Consider the following 14649-nt stretch of genomic DNA (forward strand, 5'->3'; position numbering starts at 1 on the left):
ATTAACAAGTTGCCTTAACTATAGCTCAAAAAATGCTAATTTAGGTATATAGCTATAATATCAAATTTGTTAGCTAGCGAGTTTATAGAAAAATGAAAAAAAATAAAAGGCGAGCAATAACTTACATAATTATTTATGATGATTTGTTGCAACTAAATCATCATACATTGGGGTCTGTTCATGTTTAATAGATTAAAAAATATAAAACTAAGCAAACTTGTTTTCATACTAAGTTTGTTATTTATTGCCAGCTGTTCAACCTCATTTGCTTATAACAACCTTGGCTGGTTATCGTCATTTTGGGTTGATGATTACGTGGATCTTAACAAAAGCCAATCTAAGCAGTTAAAAGCGATTATTAACGACACCCGTGATTGGCATCGTGAAGTTGAATTACCAAAATATAAAGCCGATTTACTCGACTTAAGGCAATTGCTAAATAATGAAGCCGATACTGCGCAGTTGATGGAAAAAATAACCCAAGTTAAGCAGCATTGGCGAAACTTGCTACTGCATACCAGTGATCCTTTAATTGAGTTAGCCATGACGTTAACTCCATCACAACGTAATGAAATGGTAGAAAACATACGCGAGAAAATTAATGAGGAAATTCAAGAGCACACCTCATTAACCAAAGACGAGCACCTGCAGCAACGCTTAGAAAGACAACTAGATTACTACAAGCAATGGCTTGGTAAACTCACTTCTGAGCAGCAAACGTTGATATCACAAGCCAACAGTGATCATACCCCTACCAGTGATTTATGGTACGACTATAAACTAACGCGTTTAGCCGCACTTGAAGCACTTTTTACCCAACAAACACTTAGCGAGGCAGAATTTAGCCAGCAATTACGCACCATTATTACAGAGCGTGAGCAGTATATGAGTAATGAGTTGCTTGAGCTAAATGAGCAAAATTTGAAAGCCTATGCGCAGCTACTACTTAAGTTAAATAAAACCCTGAGCACTAAACAGTTAGCGCATGTTGATGAGGAATTTGCTGATTTAGTGGGTACTGTTAATGAACTGCTTACGGAGTGAGCGTTTTTTCTAATTCTTTTAGCTTATTTTTGCGAGCTTATTTAAGCTGAAAATTGTGATTTTTGCATTTCAGGGTTAATATAAACCATCAAAAATATTTTAAGTTATCCATGGATATAGCTGCACTTAATAGTACAAAAACACTACGCAAGCACGTTCTTAAGTGGATGTGCATTTGCTTTGGTTTTTTGTCGTTGGTGTTTGCCGGTTTTAATTTATCGGTAAATAATTTACACCTTGTTGGTGGCCTCGAAATTGCCTTTTCCTTGTTATGTTTGTATATCTTTAAGCACTCACAAAAGCATTATCCAAAAAGCTGGCATGCCATTACCATGTGCTTAACTATCTCTCTAATTGTGTTATGCGGCACTTACTTAGCCCCCCTTGAAAACGGCCTGTTTTTATGGACATTTATTTTACCTATTCTTTATTACTTGCTACTTGGCAGGCGTTACGGGTTATTTTTGTCTGCGGCATTACTTGGTCTACAGCTGCTGGTATTATCTCAAAAACTGCCATATTCATCGTTTGCAGCTATTAACCTAGGGCTTAATTTATTATTTGTATACATAAGCTTATGGGCCATTTCGCATGTTTTTGAAGGTAACAGAGCTGACTTTTCAAAACGTTTGAAAAACTTAGCCTTACTTGATCCTCTGACCGGTGCTGGTAATCGTTTATCAATGAATCACTATTTTGAAGTAGAGCTCAGAGATAAGTCGCAACTCTACTTGTTTTTACTTGATTTAGACTACTTTAAACAAATTAATGATCAGTATGGGCACGAGGTGGGTGATAAAGTATTGGTTGAGCTAGCAACACTACTTCGCGTCACTTTTGCTAAAGGATATGTGTTTAGAGTGGGGGGTGAAGAGTTTTCACTAATGAGCAACTTTGATAGCCCGCAAGCAGCTTTGGCTATGGCTGAAAAATTAAGACTCGCAATACAAAATAAGCACATCATTGCCAATGGTGAAACCATTAAATTAACTGCCAGTGTAGGTGTTGTGCAATACCAACATCAGAGCCTTAGCGAATTAATAGACTTGGCTGATAAACAACTTTATAAAGCCAAAGAAACTGGCCGTAACGAGGTCTGTACTGATATTTTAGCGCTGGCTTAAATTTGATGATTTAATACATTTGATCAAAGTCAGGAATACTGTTTTCCCAAATTGGTTTATCTTTACCAATATACTCGCGCACGGCATCAAAAAATAACCGCGTTCTTACCGGTAAATCACGATGTGGATATACCGCATACATGGCACTGTGCTCCATTAATTTAAGATCCGTTAATAAAGGCACCAGTTGTCCATCAATCAGTTCTTTATCTAAGATGAACGCGGGGGCTAAAAAGTAAGTGGTCCCTGAGAGTGTTTTCATTAATAGTGCTTCGGCATCATTGGCTCTAAATACACTTTTAATTTTTTGTTCACATTGTTCACCAAGGTGGTTGTAGTAACTTACCCCATCAACACGCAGGGAACTGCTTGCGTAACTAGCGGCGGGTAATTGTGCCAAATCAATTATGTTTGTTGGCATACCATAGGTTTCAATAAATGCAGGTGAAGCTAAAAGCAATAAACGATTACGCGCAATTTTTCGAGCAATTAAAGAGGAGTCTTTTGGCTCTCCCACTCTAAACGCCAAATCAAATCCTTCTGAGACAATATCGACAAGCCGATCATCTAAACGAAGTTCTACTTCCACTTGCGGAAAGCGTTTTTGAAAATCGTTAATAACAGGCTGTAAATAACGCCGACCTATTAAAGTCGATGAGGTAATTTTTAATACGCCACGAGGTTCTAAGTGATAATTTTCTGCCATACGCAGGGTATCGCCGAGTAGGCTTCGCAACTCGTCCGCTTTTTTTATCATTTCAGCGCCTGCTGCGGTAAGTGAAAACGAACGGGTGGTTCGATTTAATAGCCTTACCCCTAGCTCATCTTCTAAACGACTGATTTGTTTAGAGATCACGGAACGATCAATGTTGCGTATTTCAGCAGCTTTAGCAAATGATCCCTGCTCAACCACTTCAAGCAGCATTAAGAGTCGGCTTGTTGTATCCATTATTGCACCATTGTGTCACTTTGATGCCATTTTGGCACTAATGAATTTAAAAATCTATTGTTTTTGTCAACAAGTATGTTCCGTATTATGTATCGCCTAATTAACAGGAGCGTCGTTATGAACAAACACTTAGTTGCTACAGCCTTATCTGTTGCATTAATTACTCTGACCGGTTGTGCTGAAGAAAGCACAGCGCAATCAGCACCCGCACAACAATATCAAGCTATTGATGTAGCCCAAGTCCTGGTCAAGCCTGTACAAAGTTGGCATACCTATACAACGCGCTTAGAGTCACCGCAAAAAGTGGCATTAATGCCGCGTGTATCAGGCATTATTGAGCAAATTGAATTTAAAGAAGGGGATGCTGTTAAACAAGGTGATGTGTTATTTCGCCTTGATGATCGTTCATTTAGAGCCACGGTAGCTAGTTTACAAGCTCAGGTTAAAAGTGCACAAGCGGCTCTTGAACAAGCAAAAAGCGAAGCATCACGTGCAGTGCGTCTAACTGAGCGTAAAGCAATTTCTACAGAACAAGCGCAAGCTCGTACCTCAACGTTACGTCAACGTGAAGCACAACTTGCTGCACTTAAAGCTCAGCTTAAAGCCGCAGAACTTGATTTAGAGTTTACCTCTGTGGTTTCACCTATTGATGGAATTATCTCTCGCGCAAACATCACTAAAGGTAACAACGTCCTTGCCGGGCAAAGCGTGCTCACTTCAATTGTTTCAAATGACAAAATGTATGCTTACTTTGATGTCGATGAACGCACTTGGAACAATGCATTTGATGATGTTACTGCATCAAGCAAGCAACCTGTCGTTATGCAAAAAGTAGGGCAGAGTGATTTTAATTACAACGGCCACATCAACTTTATAGATAACCAAATTAATGCTTCTACTGGCACATTACGTGTACGAGCGGTATTTGAAGATCGTAGTAACGAGCTACGCTCAGGCTCTTTTGCACGGATTAAATTGGCTGCCAATGCAATACGCGAAACCGTCATTATTCCAGATAGAGCTATTGGTACTGATTTAAAAAATCGTTTTGTTCTTACTGTGGGCGAAAATAATGTACTGCAATATAAATTGGTTACTGTAGGTGAGCGCTATGGCGCATTACGTGCCATTACCTCTGGCCTTAAACAAGGTGATGTGATTGCAGTGAATGGGCCAGCTCGCGTAGGACCTGGCATGCCAATATCACCAAATAAAGTGACAATTAATACCCAAGGTGTGGCATTTACACTCACTGCTAACCCTGCCGATTTAGTTGCTAAGCAATAAGGTTATTAAATGAAATTTTCACACTTTTTTATCCAGCGACCGATTTTTGCGGCCATGCTGTCGCTGATTATTTTGATTGCAGGTGGCATTTCTTTATTTCAGCTGCCAGTCAGTGAATACCCAGAAGTTGTGCCACCCACAGTGGTAGTGACAGCCAGTTACCCGGGCGCAAACCCAACGGTTATTGCACAAACAGTGGCAACACCGCTTGAACAAGAAATAAACGGTACTGAAAACATGCTATATATGTTTTCACAAGCGACCAGTGACGGGCGCATGACTTTAACCGTAACATTTGCCTTAGGGACGGATTTAGACCGTGCTCAAGTACAGGTGCAAAACCGAGTAAATAGTGCATTACCGAGGTTACCACAAGAGGTACAGCGTTTAGGGGTAGTTGCTGAAAAGTCATCACCCGATTTAACCATGGTGGTGCATTTATATTCACCCCAGAATAGCCATGATACGGCGTATTTATCAAATTATGCCGATTTAAACATTAAAGATGAAATAGCTCGTTTACCTGGCGTGGGTGATATTCAGTTATTTGGCGGTGGTAAATATGCTATGCGTGTGTGGTTAAATCCAGATGCATTAGCAGCACGTGAGCTTACAGCAACCGATGTTGTGGCTGCTTTGCGCTCGCAAAATCAGCAAGTTGCAGCGGGTAGCTTAGGTGCTCAACCAATCTCTAACGATAGCCAATTTCAAATTTTATTAAACGTGAAAGGCCGCCTAAATAGCATTGAAGAATTTAAGCAGGTCATTATTAAAGTCGGTGAGCAAGGGCAACTTACGCGTTTGTCAGATGTGGCGCGTGTTGACTTAGGCCAAGACTCGTACTCACTGCGTGCTGAACTTGATAATCAACCCGCATTGGCAATGCCAATATTTCAACGCCCGGGTTCAAATGCCATTGAGCTTTCAGATCAGGTCCGTGAAACCATGGCACGTTTATCGAAAGATTTTCCTGAAGGTGTTGAATACGACATTGTTTATGATCCAACTGTGTTTGTTCGTGGCTCTATTGATGCGGTAATAGCGACATTGCTTGAAGCAATCGCATTGGTTGTTATTGTAGTTATTGTATTCTTACAGACGTGGCGCGCATCTATTATTCCGCTTATAGCTGTGCCAGTTTCACTCATTGGTACCTTTGCTGTAATGCAATGGCTTGGTGTTTCTATTAATACCTTATCGCTATTTGGTTTAGTACTGGCTATAGGTATTGTGGTTGATGATGCGATTGTAGTGGTCGAAAATGTTGAACGAAATATAGAAAACGGCTTATCGCCGCTTGAAGCAACACGCGTTGCAATGACAGAGGTAACCGGCCCAATTATTGCGATTGCATTGGTATTGTGTGCGGTATTTATTCCAACGGCCTTTATTACTGGACTTTCTGGACAGTTTTATAAGCAATTTGCTTTAACCATAACTATTTCAACAGTTATTTCAGCGTTTAACTCACTGACATTGTCGCCGGCGCTAGCAGCCTTATTGTTAAAATCGCACGACGCAAAACCAGATGCGTTTACCCGCTTATTAGATAAGTTATTTGGTCGCTGGTTATTCAAACCATTTAATCGACTGTTTAACCGTGGTGCAACAGGGTATGAAAAGCTAGTACAAAAGCTTATTCGTATGAGCGTGGTGGTAATGGTTGCCTATGTTGCTTTAGTTGGCGGTACGATTAAGCTGTTTGACGCGGTACCTGGTGGCTTTATACCACAGCAAGATAAGCAATACTTAGTTGCCATTGCGCAGCTACCAGATGCAGCAAGCTTAGACAGAACTGAAGCGGTAGTAAAACAAATGCAGCAAATAGCGCTCGAGGTTCCAGGTGTTGCAAACACTGTGGCGTTTCCAGGCCTATCTGTAAATGGTTTTACTAATAGCCCTAATAGCGGCATTGTGTTTACACCATTGGCGCCTTTTGCAGAGCGTACCGATCCGAGTATGTCGGCTTCGGCTATTGCGGCGCAGTTAAATCAGCGTTTTGCGGCAATTGATGAAGCGTTTGTGGCTGTATTTCCGCCACCGCCAATTCAAGGATTAGGCACTACAGGTGGCTTTAAACTGCAAATTGAAGATAGAGCAAACAAAGGCTTTGAAGCATTATTTAATAGCTTGCAATCAGTGATTGCTGCGGCGCAAAAAGATCCGGCGTTAATGGGGCTGTATTCAAGCTTTAGAATTCAAGTACCGCAAATGGATATTGATATTGACCGCGAACAAGCACTTATCCAAGGTATTGCGCTTGATGAAGTATTTAACTCATTGCAGATTTATTTAGGCTCAGTGTATGTAAACGACTTTAATATGTTTGGTCGTACCTACCAAGTAAATGCTCAAGCAGATGCTGAATTTAGGGTAGACCCAGAGCAAATACTAAACCTAAAAGTACGTAATCGTGCAGGTAATATGGTGCCACTAGGCTCAGTGCTTACGGTAACGCCAACTATAGGCCCTGATCGTGTTATGCACTACAACGGTTACCCAAGTGCTGAACTTAACGGCAGCCCAGCGCCAGGTTACAGCTCAGACCAAGCGCAAACAGCGATTGAAAATGTATTGGCGAAAACGCTACCTACTGGTATTGAATATGAGTGGACTGAGGTAACGTATCAGCAAGTACTTGCCGGTAATACTATGGTGTACGTGTTCCCACTGGTGGTATTGCTTGTGTTTATGGTACTGGCTGCACAGTATGAAAGCCTACGTTTACCATTGGCCATTATTTTAATTGTACCTATGACTATATTCTCTGCGTTATTAGGGGTGTGGTTTGTAGGCTCAGACAACAATATATTTACCCAAATAGCGTTAATTGTACTGGTGGCACTGGCCTCTAAAAACGCCATTTTAATGGTGGAATTTGCCAAAGATAAACACGACACTGGATTATCGCACCTCGAGGCTATGTTGGCAGCGTGTCGCATGCGTTTACGTCCTATTTTAATGACCTCAATTGCCTTTACCGCGGGTGTTATTCCGTTAGTGTTGGCAACCGGTGCCGGTGCTGAAATGCGTCATGCAATGGGTAACGCAGTATTCTCAGGTATGATTGGTGTGACTGTATTTGGGCTATTATTTACGCCAGTGTTTTACATGCTGGTGGTAAAAAAGCAGCGCGCTGAGGAGTCTTCAAATGACTAAATTACATTTAAACAAATTTAAAATGCCGGCATTTTTAGGCTCAGTGTTAGCGATTGCAGTGTTATCTGGCTGTGCGAGCAAAATAGATACAGCAGCTGAGCAACAACAAGTAAACGAGTTTGTTGCCCAAGCAATATCGGCAGAACAGTATGTTGGTGAAGATGAGCAAAACTGGTGGTACAAGTTAGGTTCAGCGCAATTAAACCAGCTTGTTAGCAACGCATTAGCTAATAACTACGACTTACAAACGAGTCAGTTAGTGCTTAAAAGTGCGTTGGCACGTATTGGTGAACAACAAGCACAATACTTACCGCAAGGCGGAGTTGAGGTTGGATCTAAACGAAGTGGACTAGGCGATACCAATAGCCGACAGTCAAGTGCAAATGTTGCACTTGACTGGCAGCTCGACTTATTTGGTCGAATAACTGCACTCGTTGATGCCGCAAATTCACAAGCTATGAGCCAAGCAGAGCAAGTTAGGCTATTACAAATTGAAGTTGTGTCATCTGTGGTTAAAGGGTTTGCCAGCTATCAGGGCAACCTGCAAAAGCAACAAATTATTGAAATGCAAATAGAAGCACTTGAACAAAGCATTCAAGTGCTGCAGGCGCAAGTAGATGAAGGTGTGGCAAATGAGCTTGATTTAAACCGCACCATGGCGCAACTTAGGCAGCAACAAGCGCTCATTCCGGCGATTGAATATGCTAAGTTTCGTGACTTATCTACGCTGGCGGTATTAAGTGCACAACCAACGCAATCACTGAGTATTAAAGATGAACGTGCTGTATTGAGCAAGGTATTTCAAGTGTCACTAGCAAAGCCAAATCAAGCGATTGCACTGCGGCCCGATATTAGCCGAGCATTATATGACTTTAGCCAAGCAAATAGTTTAAGTGTGGCAGCCAGTAAAGCTCTATTACCCGATATCAGCTTAAGTGGTTTTGCAGGCGTGCTAAGTTTGGGCAGTAATGGTTTTAGCGACACCCAGCAGCAGTGGCAAGTTGCACCACAAGTACAATGGTCTTTATTGAGTTATCCTGCGTTGTTGGCTCAGCGTGATGCGCAGCAGTTTTTAAGTCAAGCTGCTTATACTGACTATCAACAAGTGGTGTTAAAAGCGATTAACGAGAGTGAACTTTCATTGCAATACTTGGTCAATCAAGCACAGCAATCGCGTTTTGCTGAGCAGCGGTATCAATTTGCTAATAATGCATTTTTACAAGCACAAGCAATGTATGAAGAAGGGCAAATTCCTTACTTAGAGTTGTTAGATGCACGTCAGGATGTTTTAATAGCACAAGAAAATGCTGTTGATTCAACTATTTCATCGTTACTGGCTAAGGTAAATGCTTACCAGTCATTTAATGGACGATGGAGTTACGCGTTAAGTAATACTAACTAGTAGAGTTTTTGATGCCTAATACTGTAGTTACAAACCCAGATACTATTCCTTCATCTATGCAGGCTATTGCCTTAATAGAGCCTAATGAGGATATTAACTTAACGGATATTCAATTACCTGTGCCTCAATGCACAGGTAATGAGCTGTTAGTAAAAGTGGAGTATGTTGGTTTAAATCCGGTGGATGCGCAATTTGCTAAATCTGGCTTTTGTTTATGGCAGTATCCGCATGTTTTAGGCTTGGATGCAGTGGGTGTAGTGGTTAAAGCGGGTAAAGGCGTATTTCCTGGCGTGGGTGAGCGTGTAATGTGGCACGCCAGTATTGGTGAGCAAGGGATATTGAGCGAATACGCAAAAGTGCCTAATTATGCAGTGTCTATCATTCCGCAGCAATTAGCCAGTGATAAGGCTGCTACTTTGCCCTGCGCCGGAATGGCAGCGCTTATCAGCTTAGATAAATTAGCCGTAACTGAGGGCGATACCCTCTTTGTTGAAGGCGGGGCAGGTGCAGTGGGTCAATTTGCTATTCAATTTGCAAAGCAGCGTGGTGCCGATGTATTTACAACCGCCTCCAAGCGTAACCACAAACTGGTTAAGCAGCTAGGGGCTGATGTAGTCTTTGATTATAATGACAAAGCCTTATGTGACAAAATTCGCCGAGAGCTTGGCCCACAAGGATTTGATGCCGTTATTGATATTATGGGTGGGGAATCGACCATTCAAAATATCGAGCTAATGCGTTTTTGTGGTCGTATTGCTTGTTTAAATCCACTGCCTAATTTTGAACAGCAGCTAATGTACCGTAGAGCACCCAATATTAGTATTGTATCCTTAGGTGGCGCGTGGTTAGCCAATAGCCTATGCGCGCAGCAGCGCATGAGTTTTATGGGTAATTTGTTGCTTGAAACGGTCTCTAATGGCGAAATAATTCCTCCAGAAGTATTAGCTGTTGATTTTAACGCAAAGGCTGTTTCTAGCGCATTAAACAACCAGTTAGCAGGTGGTTTTACAGGTAAACAAGTGGTTAAAATAAGCTAGGTTTACTCACATTCCCATATTTAAAAAGCGCAGCCTAATTTTAGGCTGCGCTTTTTTGTTTCTACTTTATTACCAAATCCGTATTTGCGGCGCCAACAACCAGAACTATTAAATTTTTAACAAAAAAAATAATAATTCAGCGTACATGTGTAAGCCTTTTTATTTCAACAGTTTACGTTCAGGTAAAGAAAATAAATTGAAAAAACTGTTAATTAATTGAATAGAGTAATTGATCTAAACCGATTTTTATGACGTAATGTAGGTATTATTTATCTGGTCGGATGAGTTCGTTATGAGTTTACGTACAAAATTAAAAAAAGTATTACCAAGTATTTCAGTTACTGAGCAAGAAGCGCTAGACGCTGGCGATGTATGGCTAGAAGGGTCTATCTACCAAGGTAAACCAGATTTTAGCGCGCTACGCGATGTACCTGCGGCAAAATTAACCGCAGACGAACAAGCGTTTCTAGACGGTCCAGTACAAGAACTACTAGGCATGATTGATGATTCAGTCATTCAAAATGGTATTCATTTACCAAACGACATTTTAGAGTTTTTGAAAAAAGAGCGTTTCTTCTCGCTGATCATCCCTAAATCGTTTGGCGGTTTAGAGTTCAGCCCATACGCTAACTCAACAATTGTAGGTACTATCGCAACTAAAAGTTCAGCTGTTGCAGTAACTGTAATGGTACCAAACTCGTTAGGCCCAGGTGAGTTATTACTTCACTTCGGTACAGATGAGCAACAAGCACATTACTTACCACGTTTAGCAAATGGTACAGACATTCCATGTTTTGCATTAACCAGCCCAGAAGCAGGTTCTGATGCAGGCGGTATTCCTGATGTAGGTACCGTAACTAAAGGCATGTATAACGGCGAAGAAGTACTTGGCCTAGAAATTACATGGGACAAGCGCTACATTACACTCGCACCAATTGCTACTGTACTTGGTTTAGCGTTTAAAGTGGTTGACCCTGATGGTTTATTGGGTGGCAAAGAAAACCTAGGTATTACTTGTGCACTTATTCCAAAAGAGCACCCTGGTGTAGAACTTGGTAACCGTCATGATCCTATGGGTATCCGTTTTTACAACGGTACTACACGTGGTAACAAAGTATTTGTACCAATGGACTTTATTATCGGTGGTCAGAAAAACATCGGTCGCGGTTGGCAAATGCTAGTTAGCTGTTTAGGCGCAGGTCGTGGTATTTCATTACCAGCATTGGGTGTAAGTACAGCACAAGTTGCATTTAAATCAGCTTCTGAGTACGCAGCAGTGCGTGAACAGTTTGGTTTATCAATTGGCCAATTTGAAGGTATTCAAGAAAAGCTAGCTGACATTGCAGGTAAAACATACCTACAAGAAGCAATGCGAGTATTGACAACTGAAGGTTTAGGCATGGGCTTAAAACCATCGGTAGTAACTGCAATCGCTAAATACCATATGACAGAGCTTGGCCGTGATGTGCTTGACTCAGCAATGGATATTCAAGCGGGTAAAGCAATTCAGAATGGTCCTCAAAACACGCTTGCTAGCGGTTATGTGGCGCAGCCAATTGCCATTACGGTAGAGGGCGCAAACATTCTTACTCGTAACCTGATGATCTTTGGTCAAGGTGTTATGCGTTGTCACCCATACTTACAATCTATGGTTGAGTCTATTCACAGCGATGACAAAAACGCAGATGCAGAATTTAACGGTATTTTACGTAAAACGGTTGGTTACAGCACAGCAAATAGCTTACGTGCATTCCGTTTAGGGGTACTACCATTTACTGCTGGCGCAAGCTCTGCATTACCAGAAGTACGTGACTACGAAAAAGCAGTACATAAACTATCAGCTAAATTAGCTGTATATGCTGACTTCTCATTACTAGTACTTGGCGGTAAATTAAAGCAGGCTGAAATGCTTTCAGCACGTTTAGGCGATGTAATGAGCTTCTTGTATGCAGCTATGGCATCTATTAAGTATTACGAGCAAAAAGTAGCAAGCAGCGAGCGTGAGCAAGCGGCTCCTTATTTCCATTATGCGACTCGTTTTGCACTACAAAGTGCAGAAGAAGCATTGCACAAGTTCTTAGACAACTTCCCTGCAAGTGGTACTCGTAAGTTCATTCGTTTCATTACTATGAACTACTCAACTAAAATGCCAAAAATTAGCGATGATTTAATCCGAGAACTAGCAAAACAAGCTCAGCTTGATACGGCATTTAAAGCGCAAATAACGCATTTAGTTAAGCCAATTGAAGGTGATGGTCATCACATCAACGAGCAAGCTTACAAAGCTAAAATGGCGTCACTTGAGCTATTAGCTAAAGTGAAAAAAGCGCTACGTGCTAAAACCTTTAAGCCGGGTACGCGTTTTTCAATCACGCTTGAAAATGCACTTGCTGCAAAAGTAATTAACGACGCTGAATTTGTTCAGTTAAGTGATTACAACAAAAAGCGTGAAAAAGCGATTCGTGTTGATGAGTTCGACTTCGATATGAACATTCTAGACGACAACGCACAGCCAGTTAATCCGCTTAAAAGCGTGGTTAACCAATAAAATTCAATAATGCAAAGCGCCTGCAGTTTAGGCGCTTTTATTGATACAAAATTAGTGTGGAGTCCTGCTTGAGTAATATCAAGCGGGGCTTTTTTATGTTTTTCAAAGTAGAAATAGATAGCGGTATTGGTCTTAAAGCGAATATGTATACGTAGAGGATTAAAAAGAGACACTTATAATCTTGAAAAAGGGCTAACAACCCCGTTGGCACCTTGTTGCAGTACATGGGTATATATTTGTGTGGTTTTAACATCAGAATGGCCAAGCTGAGCTTGAACAGTTCTTATATCGGCGCCATTTTGCAGTAGATGAGTAGCAAAAGAGTGTCTTAATGTATGAGGTGTTATTATTTTTGTTAATCCTGATTTTTTAACCTCTTTTCTAATACAAGAGTGATGAAAATGATGTCGTCTTATTTCACCACTTTGAGGATCTGAACTTAATATATGAGAAGGAAATAAATACTGCCACGCAAGCGATTTTGCGGCACTTGGATATTTTTTTGTTAAAGCATATGGCATCCATACGCCAGAATATTCCGTATTATTTAAATCCAGTTTTAAATAGTCATCAACGTTCAAAATTTGATTTCTTAGCATAGGTATTAGCTCTGTGGCCAGCGTAACAATGCGGTGTTTATTACCTTTTCCATTCCATACTTGAATGCATTTATAATCAAAATCAATATCTTTCACTCTTAATTGCACCGCTTCCATTACTCTTAAGCCACTTCCATACATGAGGGCTGCAATTAAATAATAGCGCTTATTTAAATGAGCCATCAACATTTTAACTTCCTCTGGGGTCATAACTACAGGGAGCTTTGCTTGTTTTTTACTATGGGCAAAATTTAAATTTAATGAGAGTTCTTTTTTTATTATGTGCTTGTATAAAAATGACAATGAATTGAGTGCGGTGGCTTGCGTACGTGGTGCAACGTTTTGCTTTAACACTAAATGTTCTAAGTAGCGTTCGACTTCATTGTCCCCCATTGAGGCGGGATGGCGTTTATTATGAAAATGGATATAAGATGCAATCCATCTTAGGTAGGTATCTACGGTGCGTAATGAATATTGACGAACTAGCATATATTCAGCTATGTAATTTAAAAATGGGGAACGTGTTTTCATACTATTACCAATAATAGTGCTGTTTTTATATACAGTATAGTTGTGATGCACACATATTCAAGAAAATGAGCGGCGAGCGCATTTTCTCTTTTATTGAGAGTTTGAGTGCTAATAAAAAATTATATATAGCAATGTGTTAAGTTATTTGGTAAAAATGATTTATAAAATACATGAGCGTATCGTTGGCAGAAATATGCGCGATGAGCGCACTATAAAATTGTTATATGCCCTGAACAAACTTGGAGTTTCACTTGAATAAATTCGATTATAGATTTGATTCTGCTCCGGACCCAAAAGGAAAAGTTGTTCGTTATTTCGTTTATACACTTCTAGTGTTTATTTCCACATTCCTGTTTGTGTCTTTAGTTCACTATTTGGGTGGTGTATTAAACGTAGATGTAAACCAGCCACTGAGAGAATTACCCACGAACGTCGTGTTTTTGGGGTTATTGGGAATGCTTGTTACATTAGTTCTCATTTATACTGTTGTATTGATGTTAGCTCGGGTAATTTTTAGAAATCTCGGGGTGTAATCGGGCATATAACAAAGCAAATTAAAAAGGGCGGACAAAAATCAGTTGGCTTTGTTCGTACCTCACAAATTATAGCCAACTAATTTTTGCCGTTTATTTACGGCGTTAGATGCTCCGCGATTTATGGTTTATCTTTTTTAAAGTTTTATTGAAAATCAGTAAGTTAAAGCGTGTTGAAAACTTCGTGCAAGCTTTGTCAATTTACGTTTTATATTTGTAAATATTGATTCAGCTTTTAATGACATTTTTGGGTTTTGTATTTTTGGTTTATTAGCGTAAACTCAATAAAATTAATAGCTTATTGGTATAGAAAACATCAATCATGTTTAGTGGTTGTAAGTCGCTTCTAACAAGCCAATAAAGCAGGACTGCTAACAGTTTGCTCGGTTCCGCTTCGCTTCACATTGTAGCAAACTATTATCAGCCTCTTATTGGG

At 40.4% G+C, this 14649-nt stretch carries 9 protein-coding genes; 7 read left to right on the forward strand and 2 right to left on the reverse strand.

Annotated elements, in window-relative coordinates:
• Positions 1 to 180 precede the first annotated feature (180 nt).
• Together AC27JR_RS02640 and AC27JR_RS02645 are read left to right on the forward strand one after the other, a co-directional pair.
• Entirely contained in the window at positions 181 to 1044 is an 864-nt protein-coding gene (locus AC27JR_RS02640; RefSeq protein WP_487172702.1) for a DUF6279 family lipoprotein, read from the forward strand.
• A 110-nt stretch (positions 1045 to 1154) separates the two neighbouring features.
• Positions 1155 to 2168, forward strand: coding sequence for a GGDEF domain-containing protein (locus AC27JR_RS02645; RefSeq protein ID WP_487172703.1), 1014 nt, complete (start codon positions 1155 to 1157; stop codon positions 2166 to 2168).
• Positions 2169 to 2178: 10 nt separating this feature from the next.
• Here the strand turns inward: AC27JR_RS02645 and AC27JR_RS02650 are convergent, their stop codons facing one another.
• On the reverse strand, positions 2179 to 3117 hold the full coding sequence (locus tag AC27JR_RS02650) for a LysR family transcriptional regulator (RefSeq protein WP_487172704.1): 939 nt from the start codon (positions 3115 to 3117) through the stop codon (positions 2179 to 2181).
• Positions 3118 to 3234: 117 nt separating this feature from the next.
• On the opposite strand from AC27JR_RS02650, the gene AC27JR_RS02655 reads away from it, so the two are divergent.
• The 5 genes from AC27JR_RS02655 (at position 3235) to AC27JR_RS02675 (ending at position 12550) form a co-directional block, all read left to right on the forward strand.
• Positions 3235 to 4404: an efflux RND transporter periplasmic adaptor subunit gene (locus tag AC27JR_RS02655; RefSeq protein ID WP_487172705.1), complete on the forward strand. Its 1170-nt coding sequence runs from the start codon at positions 3235 to 3237 to the stop codon at positions 4402 to 4404.
• 9 nt (positions 4405 to 4413) lie between these two features.
• On the forward strand, positions 4414 to 7563 hold the full coding sequence (locus tag AC27JR_RS02660) for an efflux RND transporter permease subunit (RefSeq protein ID WP_054201232.1): 3150 nt from the start codon (positions 4414 to 4416) through the stop codon (positions 7561 to 7563).
• The gene (locus AC27JR_RS02665; protein ID WP_487172706.1) at positions 7556 to 8965 is read left to right on the forward strand and encodes a TolC family protein; all 1410 of its coding nucleotides are present in this window, start codon (positions 7556 to 7558) and stop codon (positions 8963 to 8965) included. Before AC27JR_RS02660 ends, AC27JR_RS02665 begins: the two co-directional genes overlap by 8 nt.
• A gap of 11 nt (positions 8966 to 8976) precedes the next feature.
• Positions 8977 to 10002, forward strand: a complete 1026-nt coding sequence (locus AC27JR_RS02670) for a zinc-binding dehydrogenase (RefSeq protein ID WP_010388996.1) — start codon at positions 8977 to 8979, stop codon at positions 10000 to 10002.
• 292 nt (positions 10003 to 10294) lie between these two features.
• Positions 10295 to 12550 (forward strand): acyl-CoA dehydrogenase, encoded by a 2256-nt coding sequence (locus AC27JR_RS02675; RefSeq protein WP_054201229.1) that lies wholly within the window; start codon positions 10295 to 10297, stop codon positions 12548 to 12550.
• Positions 12551 to 12723: 173 nt separating this feature from the next.
• On the opposite strand, the gene AC27JR_RS02680 is transcribed toward AC27JR_RS02675, so the two are convergent.
• Positions 12724 to 13680 carry an integron integrase gene (locus AC27JR_RS02680; RefSeq protein ID WP_487172707.1) on the reverse strand — a complete coding sequence of 319 codons (957 nt, stop codon included), beginning with the start codon at positions 13678 to 13680 and terminating at the stop codon, positions 12724 to 12726.
• Positions 13681 to 14649 lie beyond the last annotated feature (969 nt).

The organism is Pseudoalteromonas sp. NH0006-26 (assembly GCF_057552415.1).